This is a genomic window from Archangium sp. Cb G35, from assembly GCF_001896145.1.
Lineage (GTDB): Bacteria > Myxococcota > Myxococcia > Myxococcales > Myxococcaceae > Archangium > Archangium violaceum.
In genome coordinates, this window is sequence record NZ_MPOI01000005.1 from 213074 (window position 1) to 235303 (window position 22230).

Annotated in this window: 12 protein-coding genes; 6 read left to right on the forward strand and 6 right to left on the reverse strand. The window is 68.6% G+C overall.

Annotated elements, in window-relative coordinates; translation table 11 throughout:
- Positions 1 to 14: 14 nt before the first annotated feature.
- Both BO221_RS17225 and BO221_RS17230 read left to right on the forward strand, forming a co-directional pair.
- Positions 15 to 2915: an ATP-binding protein gene (locus BO221_RS17225; RefSeq protein ID WP_073561554.1), complete on the forward strand. Its 2901-nt coding sequence runs from the start codon at positions 15 to 17 to the stop codon at positions 2913 to 2915.
- Positions 2916 to 3016: 101 nt separating this feature from the next.
- Positions 3017 to 4411: a peptide MFS transporter gene (locus BO221_RS17230; protein WP_073561555.1), complete on the forward strand. Its 1395-nt coding sequence runs from the start codon at positions 3017 to 3019 to the stop codon at positions 4409 to 4411.
- 207 nt (positions 4412 to 4618) lie between these two features.
- On the opposite strand, the gene BO221_RS17235 is transcribed toward BO221_RS17230, so the two are convergent.
- Entirely contained in the window at positions 4619 to 6079 is a 1461-nt protein-coding gene (locus BO221_RS17235; protein ID WP_073561556.1) for a POT family MFS transporter, read from the reverse strand.
- Positions 6080 to 6148: 69 nt separating this feature from the next.
- On the reverse strand, positions 6149 to 7033 hold the full coding sequence (locus BO221_RS17240; RefSeq protein WP_073561557.1) for a hypothetical protein: 885 nt from the start codon (positions 7031 to 7033) through the stop codon (positions 6149 to 6151).
- Between the two features lie 298 nt (positions 7034 to 7331).
- Here BO221_RS17240 and BO221_RS17245 point away from each other — a divergent pair, with 298 nt between their 5' ends.
- Positions 7332 to 8834 carry an IS1182 family transposase gene (locus BO221_RS17245; protein ID WP_083681114.1) on the forward strand — a complete coding sequence of 501 codons (1503 nt, stop codon included), beginning with the start codon at positions 7332 to 7334 and terminating at the stop codon, positions 8832 to 8834.
- Positions 8835 to 8944: 110 nt separating this feature from the next.
- Here BO221_RS17245 and BO221_RS17250 read toward each other — a convergent pair whose 3' ends face one another.
- A complete protein-coding gene (locus tag BO221_RS17250) occupies positions 8945 to 9748 on the reverse strand; it encodes a hypothetical protein (protein ID WP_073561558.1) in 804 nt (267 codons plus the stop codon).
- Positions 9749 to 9943: 195 nt separating this feature from the next.
- Here BO221_RS17250 and BO221_RS17255 point away from each other — a divergent pair, with 195 nt between their 5' ends.
- Positions 9944 to 11230 carry a patatin-like phospholipase family protein gene (locus BO221_RS17255; protein ID WP_083681115.1) on the forward strand — a complete coding sequence of 429 codons (1287 nt, stop codon included), beginning with the start codon at positions 9944 to 9946 and terminating at the stop codon, positions 11228 to 11230.
- Between the two features lie 30 nt (positions 11231 to 11260).
- Here the strand turns inward: BO221_RS17255 and BO221_RS17260 are convergent, their stop codons facing one another.
- The 3 genes from BO221_RS17260 to uvrA all read right to left on the reverse strand — a co-directional run bounded on the left by BO221_RS17260 (position 11261) and on the right by uvrA (position 17877).
- The gene (locus BO221_RS17260) at positions 11261 to 14092 is read right to left on the reverse strand and encodes a TonB-dependent receptor (RefSeq protein ID WP_233166076.1); all 2832 of its coding nucleotides are present in this window, start codon (positions 14090 to 14092) and stop codon (positions 11261 to 11263) included.
- 125 nt (positions 14093 to 14217) lie between these two features.
- On the reverse strand, positions 14218 to 14904 hold the full coding sequence (locus BO221_RS17265; RefSeq protein WP_073561560.1) for a hypothetical protein: 687 nt from the start codon (positions 14902 to 14904) through the stop codon (positions 14218 to 14220).
- 87 nt (positions 14905 to 14991) lie between these two features.
- Positions 14992 to 17877 (reverse strand): excinuclease ABC subunit UvrA, encoded by a 2886-nt coding sequence (gene uvrA, locus BO221_RS17270; RefSeq protein ID WP_073561561.1) that lies wholly within the window; start codon positions 17875 to 17877, stop codon positions 14992 to 14994.
- Between the two features lie 174 nt (positions 17878 to 18051).
- Between uvrA and BO221_RS17275 the strand changes: the two genes are divergently transcribed.
- Both BO221_RS17275 and BO221_RS17280 read left to right on the forward strand, forming a co-directional pair.
- On the forward strand, positions 18052 to 18948 hold the full coding sequence (locus BO221_RS17275; RefSeq protein WP_073561562.1) for a DMT family transporter: 897 nt from the start codon (positions 18052 to 18054) through the stop codon (positions 18946 to 18948).
- Positions 18949 to 19240: 292 nt separating this feature from the next.
- Positions 19241 to 22207: a choice-of-anchor D domain-containing protein gene (locus BO221_RS17280; protein ID WP_073561563.1), complete on the forward strand. Its 2967-nt coding sequence runs from the start codon at positions 19241 to 19243 to the stop codon at positions 22205 to 22207.
- Positions 22208 to 22230: the final 23 nt, after the last annotated feature.

The window sequence follows — 22230 nt, forward strand, 5'->3', positions numbered from 1 at the left end:
TAGCCGAGAGTGGGATGGAGCCCCGTCCGGACAATGCTCCGGAGGTGAGCGTCCGGGTCACGTCCGTCCTGTTGCTCCACTTCGAGCGGCAGTACGGCGCCACCCGGCTCGCGGAAGTCTTCCGCAACCACCCCTTCAGCCTCTCTCTCAGCTACCTGCGGACCCCCACCAACTTCATCTCCCTGGGCTTCCTGGAGCGTCTGGCCGACGTGCTGGTGAAGGAGTCGGGGGATCCCCAGTTCATGCGCAAGGCGGGCATCTCCATCGCCGCCAGCCCCGAGGCGCTCGGATTCGTGTACTACATGATCCGCGCCTTCGGCTCGTTGGAGATCTGCTTCCGCAAGACGGTGGAGCACAGCTCCAGCTACAACCGGGTGGGCCGGTTCGAGATCGAGAAGCTCGAGCGCGAGCGGCTGGTGCTCTCCTACCGCAGCGCGGTGCCCGAGACCAGCCGGCACGTCTGCGAGCTGCGCATGGGCCAGTTCGCCTCGTTTCCCACCATCTGGGGGCAGCCGCCCGCGGACGTGAGCGAGAGCCAGTGCCAGGTGCAGGGGGCGGACTGCTGCCGCTACCACCTGCGGTGGATGGATCCGCTGCCCATGTGGGGCCGCTACTCGGGGCTGGCGCTGGGCGCGCTGAGCGGGGTGGGGGCCAGCATGCTGGGCATGGGCCATCCCGCCTTCACCGTGACGTCCCTGTCGCTGGCCGGCGTGTCGCTGGGCAGCTGGGTGGACCTGCGCCGCGAGATGCGCCGCAAGGACGAGGCGCTCAACGAGCAGGCCCAGGGCATGATGGGCTCGCTCGAGGAGCTCCAGCAGCGCTACGACGAGATGTTCCGCATCAACGTCGCACTGGAGGACCGGGTGGCCGCGCGCACGCGCGAGCTGACCGAGACGAACGTGCGGCTGGAGGCGGCGCTCGCCAAGCAGAAGGAGCTGGACCGGCTCAAGAGCGAGTTCTTCGACAACGTCAGCCACGAGCTGCGCACGCCCCTCACGCTCATCCTCCTCACGCTGGACTCGCTGCTGCAGCGGGGCCCGGAGGAGTTCGCCCCGCCGGTGCGCCAGCACCTGCAGACGATGAACCGCAGCGCCGCGCGCCTGCTGCGCCTCATCAACAACCTGCTCGACTTGACGAAGCTGGAGGCGGGCAAGACGAAGCTGCGCTACGAGCCGTTGGATCTCCAGGGCTTCCTCTCCTCGCTGCTGGTGCCCTTCGAGGTGCTGGCGGACAGGAAGGGCGTGGTGCTCGAGCTGGAAGGGAACGTGACCACCGCGGTGCACGTGGACGTGGCGCACCTGGAGAACGTCTTCCAGAACCTCATCTCCAACGCCCTCAAGTTCACCACGCAGGGCACGGTGACGGTGCGCCTGCGCGAGGACGAGCAGTGGGTGCACGTGGAGGTGATCGACACGGGCGTGGGCATCGCCACGCAGGATCTGTCGGTCATCTTCGACCGTTTCGCCCAGGCGGACTCGAGCGGCACGCGGCGCTTTGGCGGCACGGGCATCGGCCTGGCGCTGGTGAAGGAGACGCTGGAGCTGCACAAGGGCGGCATCGAGGTGTCCAGCGAGCTGGGCAAGGGCTCCAACTTCCACGTGCGGCTGCCCAAGGGCACCGCGCACGTGAGCGAGGATATGCGCGAGGGCAACGGGGAGCCGGCGTTCCGGCCCACGCGCCGCTCGGCGGACATGGCGGCGCTGGTGGAGCCGGACGGTCCTGGCGCCATCGACACGCCGGCGGTGGAGGCGCTGCCGCTGCCCTCGCCGGACGCCGTGGCGGGCCCGGATGCGCCGCGCGTGCTGATCGTCGAGGACGAGCCGGAGATCCGCGCCTTCCTGCGCCAGGTGCTCAAGCCCTACTACCGGCTGCTGGAGGCCACCAACGGCGAGGAGGGCCTGAAGGCGGCGCAGAAGGAGCGGCCGGATCTGATCGTCTCGGACGTGATGATGCCGGTGATGTCGGGCATCCAGATGCTCGCGGCGCTGCGCGGCTCGCCGGAGACGGTGGACATGCCCATCATCATGCTCACCGCGCGCCAGGAGGTGGACGCCAAGGTGGAGGGCCTGTCCATGGGCGCCAACGACTACCTGGGCAAGCCCTTCTCGCCGAGGGAGATGCTGGCGCGCATCGAGGCGCAGCTGCGCCTGCGGGACGCGGCGGTGCGCGCGGCGGAGAACGAGCGGCTGGCGGCCACGGGCCTGCTCACCTCGGGCTTCGCTCACGAGGTGCGCAACCCCCTCAACGGCCTGATGAACGCGCTGCTGCCGCTGCGCGAGAGCCTCACCAGCGCCAACCCCGACACCGCCATGGCCGTGGCGATGTTGGACCTCATCGAGGAGTGCGGGCATCGCATCCGCGGCCTGGCCGAGGGCCTGCTGTCCTTCGTGCGCACGGGCAGCAAGGCGGTGGCGGTGGACCTGGGCGCGTCGCTGGACGCCAGCGTGCAGGCGCTCTCGTGGCGGCTGCCGCCCGGCATGAAGGTGGAGCGCGACTACCAGTTGCCCGAGCCGGTGTGGGGAGATCCGGGCTCGCTCAACCAGGTGTGGGTGAACCTGTTGGACAACGCGGTGCGCGCCATCGGGCCGGACGGGGTCGTGAAGGTGGCCACGGCGCGCGATGGTGAGGACGCGGTGGTGTCCATCATCGACAACGGCGTGGGCATCAAGCCCGAGCACATGGAGCGGCTCTTCCAGCCCTTCTTCTCCACCCGGGACGCGGGCGAGGGGACGGGCCTCGGGCTGGCGCTCTGCCAGCGCATCGTCCTGCGTCAGGGCGGGCGCATCCGCGTCTTCAGCGAGTTGGGCAAGGGCACCCGCGTGGAGGTCCGGCTGCCGCTGGAGGCCAATCCGGATCGGATCCTCCCGCCGCTGATGGCCGAGGGGAAGGCCGTGCAGCCGCACTGGCGCACGTAGGCTCGGCGGGCGTGCGTCACCGTTCTTACGGGTAGGGCGGGCTTCTGGTACAACCAGGAGCCTTTTTTCTTTTCTCCCCCAACCCGCCAGGAAACCTTCGCATGGCACAGAGCACGGCCGCCTCGGCCCCGACCCGGGGTCACCCCAAGGGCCTTTATCTGCTGTTCACCACCGAGATGTGGGAGCGCATGAGCTATTACGGCATGCGCGCCCTGTTGGTGCTCTACATGGTGGGCGCCACCGACAAGGGCGGCTTTGGCTGGAGCCAGTCCAGGGCGCTGCAGATCTACGGTCTGTACACGGGCCTGGTGTACGCCACGCCGGTGATTGGCGGATACCTGGCGGACCGGTACCTGGGACAGCGGCTGTCGGTGACGCTGGGCGGCATCCTGATGATGCTGGGCCAGTTCGTGCTGGCGATGCCTGGAAACTCCGAGACGCTCTTCTTCGCGGGCCTGGGCCTGCTGGTGGTGGGCAACGGCTTCTTCAAGCCGAACATCTCGACGATGGTGGGCGGGCTGTACGCGCCGGGAGATCCGCGCCGGGATGGCGCCTTCACCATCTTCTACATCGGCATCAACGTGGGCGCGTTCATGGCGTCGGCGGTGTGCGGCACGCTGGGTGAGAAGTTCGGCTGGATGTACGGCTTCGGCTCGGCGGGCGTGGGCATGGGCCTGGGCGTGCTGGTGTTCCTGGCCTTTGGCAAGAAGTTGCTGGGCGACGTGGGCCTGGCGCCGAAGCCGGTGGATCACAAGGCGAGTGCGGTGGCGGCTCCGGCACAGGCGCTGACCCGGCAGGAGTGGGATCGCGTGATCGTGATCCTGGTGCTGGCGCTCTTCGTCGTCTTCTTCTGGGCGGCGTTCGAGCAGGCGGGTGGTCTGATGAACCTCTACACGGACGCGAAGGTGGACCGGAACGTGTTCGGCTTCGAGGTGCCCACGACGTGGATGCAGGCGGTGAACCCGCTGTTCATCATGCTGCTGGGACCGATCTTCGCGGAGATGTGGACGGGGCTGGGCCGGAAGAACAAGGATCCGTCGATTCCGGCGAAGATGGCGATGGGCCTGTTGCTGCTCTCGTTCGGCTTCGTGTTCATGCTGGGTGCGTCCAAGCAGAGCGAGGCGGCGGGCGGCAAGGCGGCGCTGATGTGGGTAGTGGCGGCCTACTTCTTCCACACGGCGGGAGAGCTGTGCCTGTCGCCGGTGGGCCTGTCGATGGTGACGAAGCTGGCGCCGGCGCGGTTCGCCTCGCTGCTGATGGGGGTGTGGTTCATCGCGAACGCGGTGGCCAACTACCTGGCGGGTCTGATTGGTGGCTACGCGGAGAAGCTGGGCGAGTTCGACCTGTTCCTGGCGATCACGGTGGCGACGGCGGTGGCGGGAGTGGTGCTGCTGGCGATCTCTCCGTTCCTGAAGCGGATGATGCACGGGGCGGACGAGACGAAGCCGATGGCGGCGGAGCAGCCGGACTCGGAGCCGCAGCCGAAGATGGCGTAACACCCTCTCCCGCTGGGAGAGGGCAGGGGTGAGGGATTGCCCAAAGAGAAGGGCCCCGGTGAAAAACCCGGGGCCCTTTGCTTTTCATGGTCCAACCCCGAGCGCCAACCTCGCGAGCCAACCCCTCTCCCTCCGGGAGAGGGACGGGGTGAGGGTATCGAGGACCCCGGGTTGCCCCGAGCGCCTCCCCCCGTGGGCCAGGGCCAGCTACTTGCTCGCGCTCGCGAGAGGAGGCTGGGCGCGGTCTGGCACGGGGCCGGAGGTATCCACCTGGTAGTAGTCGCGGACCTCGAACTTCCGGGCCATGAGGGCCATGCCCACGGCGGCGGCGAGCGCGAGGCCGCCATAGAAGAAGAACTGGCCGGAGCCGGTGAAGACATTGAGAGCGGAGGCGATGGCCACGGCGATGTTGGCGAGCGAGGAGGTCAGGAGCCAGACGCTCTGCATGATGCCCTTCATCTCACGAGGGGCCTGGGTGTAGGCGAACTCGAGGCCGGTGGTGGAGACGAGGACCTCCGAGAGCGTGAGGACGATGTAGGGCAGCAACTGCCAGGCGATGTTGAGCGTGGTGCCGCCCTCGATGACCACCTGGTAGTAGCCGGCGATGGCGTACGAGAGCGCGCCCACGGCGAGGCCCAGGGGCATGCGGCGCAGGGGGGTGAGCTCCCAGCCGGCGCGCTGGAAGGCGGGGTACACCACGCCCACGAGGATGGGGATGAGGATCATCACCAGCGCGGGGTTGACGAACTGCATCTGGCTGGGCTGGAAGGTGACGGGGCCGACCTGCGGATCCATGGCGCGCGCCTGGATGACCCAGGTGGAGGCCTTCTGGTCGAAGAGCATCCAGAAGAAGGGGATGGTGGGCAGCAGGAGGGCGCTGATGCGGAAGACGGCCTTGGCGCCCTCGACGGCCTCGGCGGGGTGCTCCTTGGTGGCGCCGTCGAGCCAGTGCGAGCCCTGCCCGCGGTGGCGCAGCGCGGAGCCGACCACCTTGAGGAAGGAGTGGGGGTTGGGGCCGGTGGGGGGCACCATCACGTAGTGGCGGCGGCCGGCCCAGAAGATGGCGGTGGCGATGAACATCAGGATGCCGGGGATGCCGAAGGCCACCGCGGGGCCGTAGTGCTTGAGGGTGAGGGGGATGGTCAGCGAGGCGAAGAAGGACCCGAAGTTGATGGTCCAGTAGAAGATGGCGAAGACCTTCTTCACCAGGTGCTTGTTGGACTCGTTGAACTGGTCGCCGACCATGGCGCTCACGCACGGCTTGATGCCGCCGCTGCCCAGGGAGATGAGGACGAGGCCGGCGTAGAAGCCGGTGGCGTTGTTCTCGAAGATGGCCAGACAGGCGTGGCCCAGGCAGTAGACGAGGCTCAGCGAGAGGATGACCTTGTACTTCCCCAGCCAGCGGTCCGCGAGGTAGCCGCCGAGCAGGGGGCAGAAGTACACGCCCGCCATGAAGAGGTGCATCAGGCTCTTGGCCTGGGCGGAGCGGGCGCCCTCGTCGGGCACGGCGTTGCGCAGCAGGTAGTCGATGAGGAACACCGTGAGGATGTTCCGCATCCCGTAGAAGCTGAAGCGCTCGCAGGCCTCGTTCCCGATGATGAAGGGAATCTGGGGGGGGAAACGGGCGCTGGACGTCGCGGGGGGGGCGGCGGTGGACGGACTGGCCATGGACGGGAGGGTTACTCCAGCGGTGGCCCCGAGCACAACCCACGGTGTGAGGGATTCCCTCGTAACGGCTCAGGGCGTCAGCGCCACGCCGACGTAGGGGCCCGTGAAGAAGTCCCGGTTGGGCGGGCTGTTGGGGTCCAGGCGGCCCTGGTCGTCCAGGTAGGTGGCGCGGTAGCCCCCTCGCAGCCGGACCGGGCCGAGCGCCAGCGCCAGTCCGGCTTCGCCGCTCAGCTGGGTGAAGGGCAGGGGCGTCCAGTGGGCACTCGCCTCGAGCTTGAGCGGACCCGCCACGCGCATCAGCGTGCTCGCGCCCAGCCCCGGTCCCACGAAGATGGCGTCCGGGGCGAAGGCCAGGTCCACGCCGGCCAGCAGGCGCACGCGCAGGTCCTCGCGCGACACCAGGACCACGCCCGGCTTGAGCGACAGCAGCGTGAGGGTATCCCGGCCCGGCGAGCCATCATCCGTGGCCAGGTTGAAGACGTTCAGCCGCGAGCCGAAGGCGAGCTGCTCTCCATCCACCTGGAGTCCCAGCCCCATCGCGTAGCCCTGCGAGACGAAGCCCGCGTCCGCCGTGAGGTCCACCCGGGTGGGCATCGAGGGCTGGCTGGGAACCGCTGGTGCGCTCGGAGGAGGCATCATCCGGCGCCGCCACGCCAGGTCGTAGTACCTGCCGTAGACGAACGGGCGGCCCGGTCCCATGTACGGCCAGGCCCAGGCGGGGTCGTAGTAGTACCGGGCCCAGGGGTTTCCGTAGAACCCGTAGTACCCGGGCCCGTAATACGGGTTGTAACCAGGCCTGCCCACGCCGCCGCTCGGATGAGAGGGGCGCGGCGACGAGGGAGACGAAGGAGAGGATGGCGAGGAGCGTGGGCGCTTGCCGAAGCGCGCCTCGGCGCTCTCGGAGCCGAGTCCCATCAGGAGCGCGGCCAGGACCGCGAAGCCTTGTTTCCACATGGTCCTACTCCCGTGCAACCGGTGGTGAAGTGGGAGGTCCGGTTGCCCTTGCACGCAGTGCAACACGCGCCGGGACAAGATACTCCCGGCGGGTGCCGCGTGCAGGGGGACCCTCCGGGCCCGGTCTCTGAGAACTTGTCCAACTGTTGGACAAGTTCGTGAAGAGCGTGCCCGGGAGGGTGGCCTCTCGGGCACGCCTAGGAGCTTGTCGGAGTATCCCACCGTAGAGGGTGGAGTAGAGGGGTGACGCCCCAGGTGGTCCTTCAGAGGGGAGGCGAGTTCTGGTTGAAGGTGGAGGGTGAGCACCACCTCGACGAAGAAGCCAGAGCAGGCCGCCCTGTTGGACGTAGTCGCCAGCGAGAAGCCGGAGCGGGAGGAGCAAGCGAAGAGCTCTGCCCGCTACGCCTCGCCGAGGCCATTCCGGGAGTGGACGCCGGAGCAGGGGCAGTTGCTGCCGCAGTACGCGAGGGAGGTGCTGGGAGAGGGGCACCTGGCGTGCTTCTTCGTTGAGGTGCGCAAGGCGCTGGACTTCAGCCCCATACTGAAGGCGTACACCCAGGAGCGAGGCCAGCCGCCCTATCACCCGGTGATGATGACGCTGCTGCTCATGTACGCGTACGCGCGGGGCATTACGAGCAGCCGGGAGATTGAGAGGCGGTGCGAGACGGACATCGCCTTCCGTTACCTGACGGGAGGAGAGCGGCCCGACCACGACACGGTGTGCACCTTCCGGGTGAGGCACCTGGAAGCCTTCCGAGCGCTCTTCGTGGACACGCTGAGGCTGGCGCGCAGCTCGGGGCTCAAGAAGCTGGGGCACCTGGCGGTGGACGGCTCGAAATGGAAGGCCAACGCCAGCAAGCACAAGGCGATGAGCTACGGACGGATGGAGGAGGCCATGAAGAAGCTGGACGAGCAGATTGACAGGCTGCTGCAAGAGGCTGAGGCGCTGGATGCCGAGGAGGACAAGCGCTACGGCAAGGGGCAGCGCGGGGATGAGCTGCCCGAGGAGATGAAGGACCCCAACAAGCGCGCCGAGCGGCTGCGGCAGGCCGCGCGCCAGTTGGAGGCGGAGAAGAAGCTGGAGCTTGCGGTGGAGAAGGAGAAGAGGCGGGAGAAGATTGGCAAGGCCAAGGAGGACTTGGAGAAGGAGGCCAGGGAGAAGGCCGAGGCCAGGGGAGACGACCCCGAGAAGGCCAGGCCCTCCGAGAAGGCGCAGCGCAATTTCACCGACCCGGACTCGAGAATCATGCCCCGGGCAGGTGCTTTCCAGCAGTCCTACAACGCGCAGGTGGCGGCGGACGCGGACACACAACTGATAGTGGCCCAGGAAGTGGGGCAGAGCACCAGTGATGCACGCCAGCTCGCGCCGATGGTGGAGCAGGTGGAAGCCAACACGGGACTGCTGCCCGTGGAGCTGAGTGCGGACACGGGCTACCTGAGCCAGCAGGATGTAGAGAAGGTGGAGGACAAGGGCGTGGAGTGCTTTGTGGCCACCGGGCGCAGCAAGCATGGAGAGGAAGCTCCGCCAGCTCCTCGCGGACGCCCGCCGGCGGGGCTGAGCTTCAAGGAGCGCATGAAGCGCAAGATTTTGACGAAGCGGGGACGCAAGGCGTACGCGCGGCGCAAGGTGACAGCCGAGCCTGTCATTGGGCAGGTGAAGAACACAGTCCTGCCACGCTTCTCGCTGAGGGGCCTCACCAAGGTGCAAGGGGAATTCTCGCTGGCGTGCGCCGTCCACAACCTGAAGAAGTTGTGGAAGCTGGGGTGGGAACTGCCCAGCCTGGCCGCGCAGGCGGCGTAGCCGAGCAGGTCGCTGCACGGCGGTCGCGGCTCCACGGCATCTGCACCTGGGGCGCCCATATGGCTCCCTCTACGCGCTACCGTACCTCTGGCCGATTCGCCGACACGCTCCTAGCGCAGCAGCGCGAGCGCGATGGGCGGCAGCGCCAGCACGGCCACGAACAGACCGCCCCACACGAACGCCTGCTGGTTGCGCGCGCCATCCAGCGCGTCCATCACGCGCTCGTCGAGCTTCTCCTCGGCGAGATCCTGGAGCCTCTCGAGTGTCAGCTCCACGGTGTTCCGGTCGCGCGTCTCCTCGCCGATGAGCTCGATGATCTTCGTCTCGATGTGGCGGCACACCTTCAGCTTGAGGCGCCGGAACATGGAACGGGAGAAGCCTCCGAGGCCCGACTCGTCATCATCGCTCGTGGCGTACGCGGTGATGGCGCGGCTCAGCACGTCCCGCAGCTTCTGGATGGGCAGGGGCTTGCGGAGGATCTCCGGCGTGTTCACACCCTCCACGAGGCCCTCGGCCCGCTCGAAGACGCGCGCGACGATGCGCTGGCAGAGCTTGTGCTGCTCCACGAGGTTCATCGCCACGCGGCCGATGCCGCGCCACAACCCCGCGGTCCCGAGCCCGATGGCCCCCGCGGCCATGTAGACGAGCAGCAGGCCGTAGACGAGCACACCCCAGCGCTCGGACGGATGATCCAGCAGGCCGGTGCCCTTCTCGACGAAGAAGCCCACGATTCCGAGCACGAAGCCGGCCGCGCCGAGCCCGAGCGCCCGGGAGCCGACGGTGGCCGCGGCCGAGGCGATGGCGCCGGTGATGGGACCCATGTCCCTCAACGAGCGGCGCGGCGCGGCGGCGGCGGCCCTGCGGCGCGTGTCCGAGTACTCGATCTGCTCGTTCTGGATGGGTGCGTTGCTCACCGTTTTTCCCCCTGGGATACCGACGTCGAAAGAGGGCGCCACGATAGGTCGGTGTGTGCCGGGCGCTCAACGCCCCCCGGCTGCCCGATGGGACTTCCACGGTCATGCGGTCCGGGTTGTGGGCTCCTGTAGGCAGGGGCGCCCTCGCTGTCACGCGGCATCCGCCGTAGACTCCCTCCCAGAGAGGTGATCGCCATGATGTCCGGACTGAAGACGGGTCTGGTGCTCGGGGGAGGGGCCGCGCGAGGGGCCTATGAGGCCGGAGTTCTCTCCTACCTGCGCGAGGAGTTGGAGCCGGAACTTGGCCGGCCGCTGAGGCTCGACATCCTCGCGGGCACGTCGGTGGGCGCCATCCACGCCTGCTACCTCGCGGCGACGAGCGACCAGCCAGCCTTGCAGGGCCGGGGCATGCGGGCGCACTGGACGGGCATGAAGGTGGAGGAGGTGCTCCGGGTGGGCGTGGGAGACGTCTTCCGGGTGCTGCGCGAGGCGCTCGGCAAACCGGCGCCCCATCCGCGCGATCTCCAGTACGGCGGGCTGGTGGATCCCCGAGGACTGCGGACCATCGTGAGCCGAGGCATTCCCTGGCTGGGGATCGCCCGCAACATGCGCAGGGGCCATATCGACGCGCTCGCGGTGAGCGCCACGCACGTGGGCAGCGGACGGGCCTCGGTGTTCGTCCAGCGGCGCGAGGGCGGAATCCCCACGTGGGGCAATGATCCCTCGTACCAGGCCGAGGCCACGCGCATCACCCCGCACCATGCCCTGGCCTCGGCGGCCATCCCGGTCGTCTTCCCGGCGGTGCGCCTGCGCGGCGGGCTGCACGTGGATGGAGGGCTGCGGCTCAACGTCCCCATGAGCCCGGCGCTGCGGCTGGGAGCGCAGCGGGTGATCGTCATCTCGCTGCGGCACGAGGCCCTGCGCGCCCAGAAGGCCATCGGCACGCAGGAGAGCACCGAGCAGGAGCGCGAGCAGGCCCTGGCGACCGCGCCCTTCCTCGCGGGCAAGATGCTCAACACGCTGATGATGGACCGCACGGACCAGGATCTCGGCCGGCTGCGGCGGCTCAACGCCATCCTCGAGGCGGGAACGGTGGCCTACGGGCCGGACTTCGCGCGGACGCTCAGCGGCGTGCTGGGACACCACCGCAGCCAGCCCCTGCGCTACGTGCGGGAGCTGCTGGTGCGGCCCTCGAAGGACATCGGCGCGCTGGCCGCCGAGTACGTCCGCACGCCCGACTTCCGCCGCCGCAGCAATGGCCTGGCGCACAAGGCGATCCTCCGGCTGGTGGACCGGGATGCCGCGCACGAGGCGGACCTGGCCTCGTACCTGCTCTTCGATGGTGGCTTCGCGGACATCCTCATCGACCTGGGCCGGCAGGACGCCCGGGCGCTGCGCGACGAGTGGCTGCGCTTCTGGTCGGACGAGCCGCAGACCGTGGCGGAGCGGGCCACGCACCCCCCCGCGGCGAGCGCCGCCTGAGTCCCTGGTGCCGCGCGACCGCCGCGTGGCTCAGAACGTGTAGCGCAGGCCGATGCGCACCTGCCGTGGGGCCTGATACTGGATGGGCTTCTTGAACTCCGGGTTGAGCGCGCTGGGTGAGAGGGGCCGGCCGACGACGTCACGGACCATGTCCGGAGTGAGTTGTCCGGCTTCCACCTGTGCTTCGAGCGGCAACACGTCGCCGTAGGTGTAGTGCTCGTTCACGCGCGTCACCTCCTGGAAGTTGAACAGGTTGAAGGCCTCCAGGCCGAGGGACACCACCTTGTCCCTCGCCACCCGGTAGCTCACCCCGAGGTGGGTATCGATGGTGTGGACCCACGGGGTTCGCTCGCCCGTGGAGCCGCGCGGCAATACGAAGGTCTCACCCATGCCCGCGAGCGGGTGGCCGCCCAAGTAGTTGATGGGGGTGCCCGACTGGCCCCGGTAGGACAGGCCGAGGTTGGCGGACAGTGCTCGGGTGAGGGCGAACGCCTTGGCGCCAAAGACCCTGACGGTGTGCGTGCGGTCGTTCGGCAGCGGACCCGAACGATTCGCCTGCTGGGTGGGGAACTGGATGTCGGACTGGATCGACGGCTCCCTCCAGTCGGCGACGGGCCGGAAGCTGCCCGCATGGTTTCCGTGCAGGCGCGACCAGGTGTAGCTTGCCTGGGCCAGCCAGCCCCAGTCGAAGGACCGGTTCAGTGCCACCGTCATCGCATCGTAGGTGCGCTCCGCCTTCTGGAAGTGGCTGGCGATTCCCAGGCCCGGATTGCCCAGGAATTCGCTGGGAGTGATGTGGTCGCCGCGGTCCAGGTTCTCGATGACCGAGTCCAGTGAGCGGTGGGTATAGGTGGCGAGCAACCGGAATTGTGGCAGGACCTCGTATTCGGCGCCCGCGACGAGCTCGCTGGACGACGGGGGAACGAGGCGGGGGTCCACGAACTCGACATCCGAGTAGGAAGGGAAGACCCCATTCAACATCTCGAGAGGCAGCTGGCCGCTGTACTTCGCGTAGTGGGCGAAGAGCTTCATCTGGCCCGTGTTCAGCGGATCCACCACCAGCCCCACGCGCGGCGAGAACTGCTGGCCCAGCCCGAAGGTCCGCGGGTTCTCGAACGTGTGCAACCGCTGCGCGTCGTAGCGGACTCCCGCGTTCACCGTGAGCCGTTGGAGGAACGTCCAACTGTCCTGCACGAAGCCACCGAGGGTGTCGCGGTCATACCGGAGCGTCTGGTTGAACGAGTACTGCTCGCCGTCCCAGAAGCGGCTTCGGGCCCGCTCGTACGAGAGGAGCTCCGCGTCCAGGCCAGCCTTCACCACGTGGCGGCCGAGGAACTCCGCCAGCCAGGTGACCTGGGCGTTGGCCTGGTAGCGGTCCACCGTGTCCAGGGACATGAACTCCTCGCCATCCTCCCCGTAGTACTGGACGGGACATTTCTCGAGCTGCTCGGCCACGCTGGAGCCGCAGTAGCGCACCATGTCCGGCGCGGAGGGCTCGTGGAGCACCACGGTACTCCTCGCTGGGCGCATCCCGTCGGAGAGACCTGTGAGATGGGGCGTGCTGGAGGCCGTCTGGCGGGACCAGGCGAGGTTGGCCTCGACGCGCAGCCGGTAGTCCGGGCTCGCGCCGTTGTACTTGAAGGCGGCCGTCGTGAAGTCGCCGCCGAGCTCACGATGGAGCAGGGACGTGGGATGGGCGTTGATGAACTCCCGGACGCCGCCGGTCAGCGGGTCCACGGTGAGCGAGTCCCGTCCACCGGAGCGGGCGGGCGTGGTGATGACCGACAGCGACATGAAGTGCCGCTCGTTGAGCAGGTAGGTCAGTTTGCCCATCGCCTGGAGGCTGCGCTCCTCGGCCTGGAAGAAGCGCGAGGTGCCGGGAATCGGCGTGTTGACGAGGGCTCCGTCCGGGCCGGGGCCGCGAGCGCTGAGGGCGCGCGTGTGCTCCACGCGGGTGAAGGCGGGTGCCACCCCGGCGAAGAACCACAGCCGGTCCTTCAGGAGGGGGCCTCCCAGGGTGGCTCCGGCATCACCCTGGAGGCGGAGCGTGTTCTGCCCCGTGATGGTCCAGGTGGGCCCGGAGGCGGGCGTGGACGTCCCCCCCAGGAAACCGGGGACCCAGTTGCCGAAGACCGAGCCGTGGAATTCGTTGGAGCCCGTCCGGGTCGTTGCCTGGATGATGCCTCCGGTGGCGCGGCCGTGCTCCGCCATGGCTCCTCCAGTGAAGAGCGAGATGTCCTGGAGGAACTCGACACTCAGCGGCAGGGCGTTGACGCCCAGGAGCGGATCCGTGGTGGAGAGTCCGTCCACCAGGTACGCGTTCTCGAAGGGAGAGGCCCCGTTGATGGACACGCCGTACGCCTCGCTCCGCGCACCCGGGACCAGCTCGACGAGACCCTCGAAGGTGCGTGCCGCGCCGCGCTTGTCCATCGGCCGGTTCAGCGCGAGGCGTTGGGTGAAGTCCTGCTCGACGTACATCCCCGTGCTCGAGGAGCTCACATCGACGGTGGGCCCCCCGCAGGCCAGGATGGGCAGGTCCGCATCAGGCTCGGGGGACAGAGCCACCGTCACCCGGACGGTCCGCTCCGGGCGAAGCAGGATGTCCGTCCGTGAGAACGGCTTGAACGCCTCCTTGTAGAAGTGCAGGGTGTAGATGCCCGGTGGGATGTCGGGGATGCTGAACCGGCCCTCTGCGTCCGCGACGACGGCCTTCTCGCCCTGCATGCCGGGGGTGGTCGCGACCACGACCACGTCGAGGACCGGCTCGTTCGTCTCGGCGTTGCTCACCGTCCCGATGATGGCGGTGTCCGCCCGTGCCGTTGTCGCGAAGCACAGGCTCACGGCCACCAGTGCTCCGGTCATCCGGAGCATTCGTTCCCGGCCCACGTCAGGCATTCCCCTCATGGGGGAGAAGATGCCACGAGCCCGATGCCCGTTGGCTCACGGTTTCATCATGGCATCCTCATGCGGCCTTCTCAGTGCGGGGCCTACTGCTTGTACTCGTACTCTCCGCCCGGGTAGACGAAGGAGTCGCGCGGCGCGTACCAGCACCAGCCCTCCACCTTCAGCAGGGGGCTCGAGGGCCGCAGCGCGTAGACGGGATGGTCCTTCGCGAGGAACTCGAGCGACACCAGCTCGAAGGGCGATGCCAGCTCACCCACGTAGGGGTAGTTGCCGGCAACGAGCTTGCCCTTCAACTGCTTCACGTAGGTGAGGTGCCCGCGCGCCACCGAGGCGATCTTCGCGCCCACCTTGGCCACCGTGCGGATGATGGGGGTGCCATCCACGCGCGTGGTGGCCACCAGCTCGCCGCCGTTGAGCTCCAGCGTCGTGGTACCCGGAGAGGCGGGGACGCCGCGCTCGCGGACGTAGTTGCGCACGTGCTCCGACGAGTTGAAGTAGTGCGTGAAGAAGCGCGAGGGCGTCACTCCATCCGGAGCGGTGCGGCCCGCGAGGTCCAGCCCCAGGTACGTGAGCGAGTAGGCGCCGAAGCTCGAGGTCTGAGCCTCGGAGTCGACGATGTACTGGTTCATGTAGATGGCGCGGTTGGTTGCGGGCTGGAGTCCCTTGGGCAGCAGCGCGGCGGCGGCCTCCGCGTCCGCGGGAATCCAACTCGAATACAGCATGCGGCTGTTGATGACGAGCTGCGGTGCGGCGAGAGATGACTCGGACACGTGTACTCCCCCCTGCGAGTGTGGTGGAGCGTGATGCCAGCGCAGGAGGGAGGGGAGGCGCAAGTAAAGAGCGCCAGGAGTGTCCGGTCAGGCGGCGGGAGCGGCCGACTCGGGGGGCTTGCGGCCCACGCGGTTCTTCCGCGACTTCGTCAGCACGTGCTTGAGGTAGCGCCCGGTGTGGCTCTCCTTCACCTCCGCCACCTGCTCGGGCGTGCCCGTGGCCAGCAGCTGGCCGCCGCCCGCGCCGCCCTCGGGCCCCATGTCGATGAGCCAGTCCGCGCTCTTGATGACGTCCAGGTTGTGCTCGATGACGAGCACCGTGTTGCCCGCCTCCACCAGCCGGTTGAGCACGTGCAACAGCTTGCGGATGTCCTCGAAGTGCAGACCCGTGGTGGGCTCGTCGAGGATGTACAGCGTGCGGCCCGTGGCCACGCGCGCCAGCTCGCGCGCCAGTTTGATGCGCTGCGCCTCGCCACCCGACAGCGTGGGCGAGCTCTGCCCCAGCCGGATGTAGCCCAGGCCCACGTCCTCCAGCGTCTGCAGCACGCGCATGATGTCCTTGTGCGCGCTGAAGTGCTGCATCGCCTCGCGCACGCTCATCTCGAGCACCTCGGCGATGTTCTTCCCCTTGTAGCGCACCCGCAGCGTGGCCTCGTTGAAGCGCTTGCCGTTGCACACCTCGCACGGCACGTACACGTCCGCCAGGAAGTGCATCTCCACCAGCTTCACGCCATCGCCCTCGCACGCCTCGCAGCGTCCGCCCTTGATGTTGAAGGAGAAGCGTCCCGGCGTGTACCCGAACGCCCGCGCCTCCGGCGTCATCGCGAACACGTCGCGGATGGAGTCGAAGAGCTTCGTGTACGTGGCCGGGTTGCTGCGCGGCGTCCGTCCAATGGGCCGCTGGTCGATGTCGATGACCTTGTCCAGGTTCTCCAGCCCGGTGATCGCCTTGTGCTTGCCCGGCACCTCGCGGCTCTCGTACAGCATGCGCGCCGCGGCGGGGTAGAGGATCTCATTGATGAGCGTGGACTTGCCCGCGCCCGACACGCCCGTCACCGCCACGAACATGCCGAGCGGAATCTCCACCGTGACGTCCTTGAGGTTGTTCTCCTTGGCGCCCTGGATGACCACCTTCGTCTTGCCGGGCACGCGGCGCTGCTCGGGGATGGCGATCTCCTTGCGGCCGGAGAGGTACGCGCCCGTGGAGCTCTTCTCGTTGGCCATCACCTGCGCCGGCGTGCCCTCGGCCACCACCTGGCCGCCCAGCTCGCCCGCGCCCGGCCCGAAGTCCACCAGCCAGTCCGCCTCCTCCATCGTCTCCTCGTCGTGCTCCACCACCACGACGGAGTTGCCCAGGTCCCTCAGCCGCTTGAGCGTGGCCAGCAGCTTGCCGTTGTCCCGCTGGTGCAGGCCGATGGACGGCTCGTCGAGGATGTAGATGACGCCCGTGAGCTCGCTGCCCATCTGCGACGCCAGCCGGATGCGCTGGCTCTCGCCGCCGGACAGCGTGGACGCCGTGCGGTCCAGCGTCAGGTACGACAGGCCCACGTCCTCCAGGAAGCCCAGGCGGCTGCGGATCTCCTTCAGCAGCTCGGTGGCGATCTTCCGCTCCGTCTCCGTGAGCTGCATGTCCCTGAGCCAGCGCAGCGCGTCGCCGATCGTCTGCCGGCTCAGGTCCACGATGGAGCGCCCGTGCACCTTCACCGCCCGGCTCTCCGGCTTCAGGCGCGCGCCGTCACACGTGGGGCACGGCTTGTCGCTGAAGAACTTCTGGTAGTAGGTGCGCATCGCCTCGGACGTGGTCGTCTTGAAGCCGCGCATCAGCCTGTTGACCAGGCCCTCCCACTCCATCTCGTAGCGGCCGCCATCGCCCCACTTCACGGTGAAGCGCTTGCCCTCGGCGCCGTACATCAGGATCTTCTTCGCCTTGGCCGGCAGCTTGCCGTACGGCGTGTCCAGGTCGATGTCGAAGTTCTCGGCCAGGCTCTCCACGAAGTCCGCCGTCCAGCCCTCGCCCTTGTTCATGCCGCTGGCCCACGGCTCCACCGCGCCGTCGCGCAGGCTGCGCGAGGGGTCCGGGACGATGCGCTCCGGATCCATCTCCGCCTTGGTGCCCAGGCCGTTGCAGTCCGAGCACATGCCCAGCGGGTTGTTGAAGGAGAACGAGGACGGGCTCAGCTCGCCGAAGGACAGGCCGCACGCGTGGCAGGCGTTGAGCTCGCTCATGATGCGATCGCTCGCGATGCTGCCCGTCTCATCCGTGATGATGAGCATGCCCTTGCCCTCGCGCAGCGCCGTCTCCACCGCGTCGGTGAGCCGCGTGCGCACCTCCGGCTTGAGCACCAGCCGGTCGATGATGAGCGCGATGTCGTGCTTGGACTTCTTGTCCAGCTCGATGCGCTCCTCCAGGCTCTTCACCTTGCCGTCCACGCGCGCGCGGGAGAAGCCGCGCTTCTGCGCCTCGGTGAGGATGTCCTTGTGCTCGCCCTTGCGGTTGGTGACCACGGGCGCCAGCACCATCACCTTGGTGCCCGCGGGCGACTCCATCAGCGTGTCGACGATCTGCTGGGCGCTCTGCTTGCCCACGCGCTTGCCGCACTGGGGGCAGTGCTGCACGCCCACGGACGCGAAGAGCACGCGCAGGTAGTCATGCACCTCGGTGACGGTGCCCACCGTCGAGCGCGGGTTGTTGCTGGCCGCCTTCTGCTCGATGGAGATGGTGGGCGACAGGCCCCGGATGGTGTCGTACTTGGGCTTCTCCATCTGCCCGAGGAACTGCCGCGCGTACGCGGAGAGGCTCTCCACATAGCGGCGCTGGCCCTCGGCGTAGAGCGTGTCGAACGCCAGCGAGCTCTTCCCCGAGCCGGAGACGCCGGTGAACACCACCAGCTTCTTCTTCGGAATCTCCAGGGAGATGTTCTTGAGGTTGTGCTCCTTGGCTCCACGGATGGAGATGACGTCTGGCTCGGACATGGGGGCGCGATCTACCACTGAAAGGGCGCGCAGGTAGGGGATTCTGGCGCGCGTGACATTGAATGAGCCTCAACACCTGGCTTTTCAACGCGCATCCCTCCGCCGCCCGGGTGGAGAGCGAGCAGGCGGGAGGGGCTGGGGAGGCGGCCGGTTCCGCGTTAGGGTGCCGGGCCCATGCCCCCCATCCCCGAGCGTCTGCGCGGCTCGCCGCTGCTCGTCGTCTCCAGCCTCATGTTCGCCGTGATGGCCTTCAGCGCGCGCACGGTGGCGGGGCGGTTGTCGGTGGGGCAGGTGGTGTGCGCCCGCTTCGCCATCGGCCTCGTCTTCCTCGCCTTCTACTTCCCGCTCACCCGCACCCGTCCACGCATGGGACGGCCCGTGTTGTGGACCCTGCGCGGCCTCTTCGGCGGTGGCTCCGTCTACTTCTACTTCGTGGCCATTGATCGGCTCGCGGTGGGGCCGGCCACGCTGCTCAACGCCTGCTGGCCCATCTGCGCCGCCATCCTCGGCATCTTCATCCTCGGCGAGCGCGTGAATGGCTACCTGGCCACCGGGCTCATGGCCACCACCTGTGGAGCGGGGCTCGTCATCTGGAGCACCGTGCAGGGGGGCCTGGTCCTCACCTCGGGCGTGGGCGCGTGGGCCGGGGTGGCCTCCGCGCTCCTCAGTGGCGCGGCCGTCATCGCCCTGCGCGCCCTGCGGGGCGACACCGACGCCGCCTCCATCTTCCTCTCCTTCTGTCTCTTCGGGCTGCTCTTCGGCCTGCCCTTCGCCCTCCAGGACTGGCGGCCCGTGACTCCGGACATGGTGTTGCCGCTGCTTGGCGTGGGCCTGTCCTCCGTCGTGGCGCAGATGATCTTCACCTACGCCATGGGCTACGTGACGGCCGCGGCCGGGGGCATCACCACGCAGCTCACCCCGGCCTTCTCCTGGCTGCTCGGCGCGCTGCTGTTGGGCGAGCCTCTTCGCCCGCTCGCGATGGTGGGCTCCCTGGTGTGCATGGGTGGTGTGCTGTGGGGGACGGGGCTGGTTCCTCGCCTACTCCTACCCGATGTACGTCCCGCGCCCTGAGCGGGGAGTCCGGGGGAGTGGGTGTTTCCCTTTCTTGCCTCCGAGCTTCCGGTTTTTTCCCGTCACCTGCCGAGCACTCCGGAAATCTTTTCAACGAGGCAGGGCCGGAGGGGCAGGGTGATGCCCACTGGAGTCCAATAGTTTTCCCCGTAGTCCCTCGACTTGTCACAGCGGTGGGTAACACCGGGATGCCGCACCGCGGCGGGCCCCGGGGTTGCAAGAGCCCTCACCCAAGGTGTGGCTGGTGATCGCGCGGGTGGCCGTGGGCGCTCGCCGATCCGGGGAGGCTGCGATGTTGGGATTGCGCTGGGTGTGCGTGGCCGCGTGCCTGATGGCGCTGGTGGGGGCGGGCTGTGATCGGCCGTCATCGCATCGGGCTCCGTCGGGGCTGGGAGCGTCACCGGAGAAGCTGGAGTTCGGGCTCTCGGCGGTGGGCGTGACCAAGACGATGAAGGTCCGGCTGTCCAACCGGGGCCGCGCGCCCTTCATGGTGCACGGGGCCCGGGCCACCCTGCCCAACGTGGAGGTGGTGCCCTTCGACGCCTTCGAGCTGAAGGCCGGCGGTGAGCGCGAGGTGGAGGTGCACTTCACGGCGGACGTGGAGGGCACAGTCTCCGGCATGCTGGAGGTGCTCACCGACGCGGACAACGTGGGCCGCGAGGGCGTGGCGAAGCTGGGCCTGGATGGGCAGGGCGTGAAGGCGTTCGTGGAGGTGCCGGGACGCGCGCTCGATTTCGGCAACGTGGAGCTGGGCCAGGTGGAGATGCGGGAGTTCGTGGTGCGCAACCCCACGCAGGTGGAGACGCCGGTGCGCGTGTCCTTCGAAGGGGCGGACGCGGACCAGTTCAGCTCGAGCGAGGCGGAACAGCCCTTCGTGCTGCGGCCGGGAGAGGAGCGCCGGGTGCCGCTGGCCTTCAATCCGCAGCGGCTGGGCGCGGCGGCGGCGCAGGTGCGCGTGGGGGTGGAGTGCCCCATGTGCGAGCCCATCGTCGTGTCGTTGTCGGGCACGGGCATCGCCACGCTGCTGGAAGTGACGCCGCTGCGGGTGGACTTCGGCCGCGTGCCGGTGGGGGCCACCGCCGAGGAGCGCGTCATCGTGCGCAACCTGGGCACCGAGCCCATGGCGTACGGCGGGGTGAAGCTGCTGGACAACGCGGGCAATGCCTTCCGCGTGGTGAGTGCGCCCGCGGTGGGCGCCGGGGTGCTGGCCTCGGGTGCGGTGGCGGAGATTCGCGTGGCCTTCTCGCCCACGGTTCCCGGCCCGGTGCGCGAGGCGCGCCTGGAGTTGGACGTGCGGCCCATGGGCACCACGAAGCCGGGCCCCAAGGTGTCGCTGCGGGGCGAGGTGGGCAACTCGTGCGTGGTGCTGCAGCCGGAGCCGCTCGACTTCGGCGTGGTGGCCGAGGGCATGAGCGCCACCCGGGACGTGCAGGTCATCAACCGCTGCCGCAACGACGTGCTGCTGAGCGACGTGACGCTCACCACGAAGAAGGGGGGCTACTTCCTGCTGGCGACGGCGCCCGCCAGCCTGCCCATTCCCGCGGGTCAGTCCGTCGCCGTGCCCGTCACCTTCAGGCCGCGCGCTGGCGCGGGCGCGGGGGAGGGAGAGCTGTCCGCCAAGATTCTGAACGGCACCAGCACCTCCACCGAGGTGGTGCAGATGAAGGGCGAGGGCAAGGTGTTCGCGCCCTGCGATTACGTGCTGGAGCCGGAGGTGGTGGAGTTCGGCAGCGTGCCGGTGGGCTCCGAGGTGACGCTCGGCGCGTCGGTGCGCAACACCGGTACCTCCGAGTGCTTCCTCCAGGGGATGCAGGTGGCGGGAGGCTCGGATGACGCCTTCCGGGCGGAGCGGCTGGGCAACCAGGTGCTGAGGCCGGGACAGCGCGCGCGGCTGCTGGTGCGCTTCAAGCCGGGCGCGGAAGGGGAGTTCTCCGGCATGGCGGAGGGGTGGGTGAACAACCCCAGTGCCGGCCACCTGCTGGTGCCGCTGAATGGCCAGGGCGTGCAGGGGTGCTTCTCGGTGCAGCCCACCAGCCTGGACTTCGGCGTCACCCGGCTCACCTGCGGCCCGCGTGAGCGCGAGCTCATCGTCTACAACGACTGCCCCGGGCCCACCACGATCCGGGCCCTGCGCACCGAGGGCGACGCCGCGGACTTCAAGGTGTCCCACGGCTTCACGTTCCCGGCGGAGCTCGCCGCCAGGAGCCGGGCCACCCTCACGGTGACGTACGAGCCGTCGAGTGACGGGGATGACGCCGCCGCGCTGCGCTTCGACCTGGCCACGGGCGCGCCCTACACGGTGGGCCTGGTGGGCAAGGGCGAGCTGAAGAACGAGCAGACGGACGAGTTCGTCCAGGATTCGCAGGCCAAGGTGGACGTGCTCTTCGTGGTGGACAACTCGGGCTCGATGATGGACGAGCAGCAGAGCCTGGGCGCCAACTTCTCGGCCTTCCTCTCCCACGCGGGCAAGGCGGGCGTGGACTACCACATCGCCGTCACCACCACGGGCATCGAGCGCTCCTCGGGCGGCTGGGCGACGTGCCCGGGTGGTGCCGAGGGCGGTGAGAATGGCCGCTTCTTCCCCGTGGACAACTCCTCGCCCCGCATCATCAAGCCCACCACTCCCTCGGCCGATGCCGTCTTCGTGCGCAACACCAACGTGGGCGTGTGCCACTGGAACGAGCAGGGCCTGGAGGCCATGTACCAGGCCCTGTCGGCTCCGCTCGTGTTCTCCGGGGATGACCCGCGCACGCCCCAGTCGCTGGACGGCAACGCCGGCTTCCTGCGCGAGGACGCCAAGCTGGCCATCATCGCCGTCACCGACGAGGAGGACTTCTCGCCGCAGCCGGTGGCCGCCTACGAGACGTTCCTGCTGGGCCTCAAGGGTGGGGATCGCTCCAAGATCCTCTTCTCCGCCATCACCGGGCCGGGCGACCTGACCACCTGCCCGCGGGCCAGCAGCACCGGCAGCCGTTACATCCAACTGGCCCAGTCCACCGGCGGCGTGGTGGAGAGCATCTGCACGCCCAACTGGGCCGAGTCCCTGGAGCGCATCTCGGAGAACGCCTTCGGTCCCAACCGCTCCTTCCCGCTCAGCGAGACGCCCTCGGACACCTCGCGCATCGTGGTGCGCGTGGATGGGGTGGTGGTGACGGACGGGTGGACGTACGACGCGACCACCAACAGCGTCATCTTCGACGTGGACAAGGCGCCGCAGGCCGGGGCGAGCGTGCAGATCACCTACCCGGTGGGCTGCTAGCACCGGGAGTGTGAGGGGCTTGA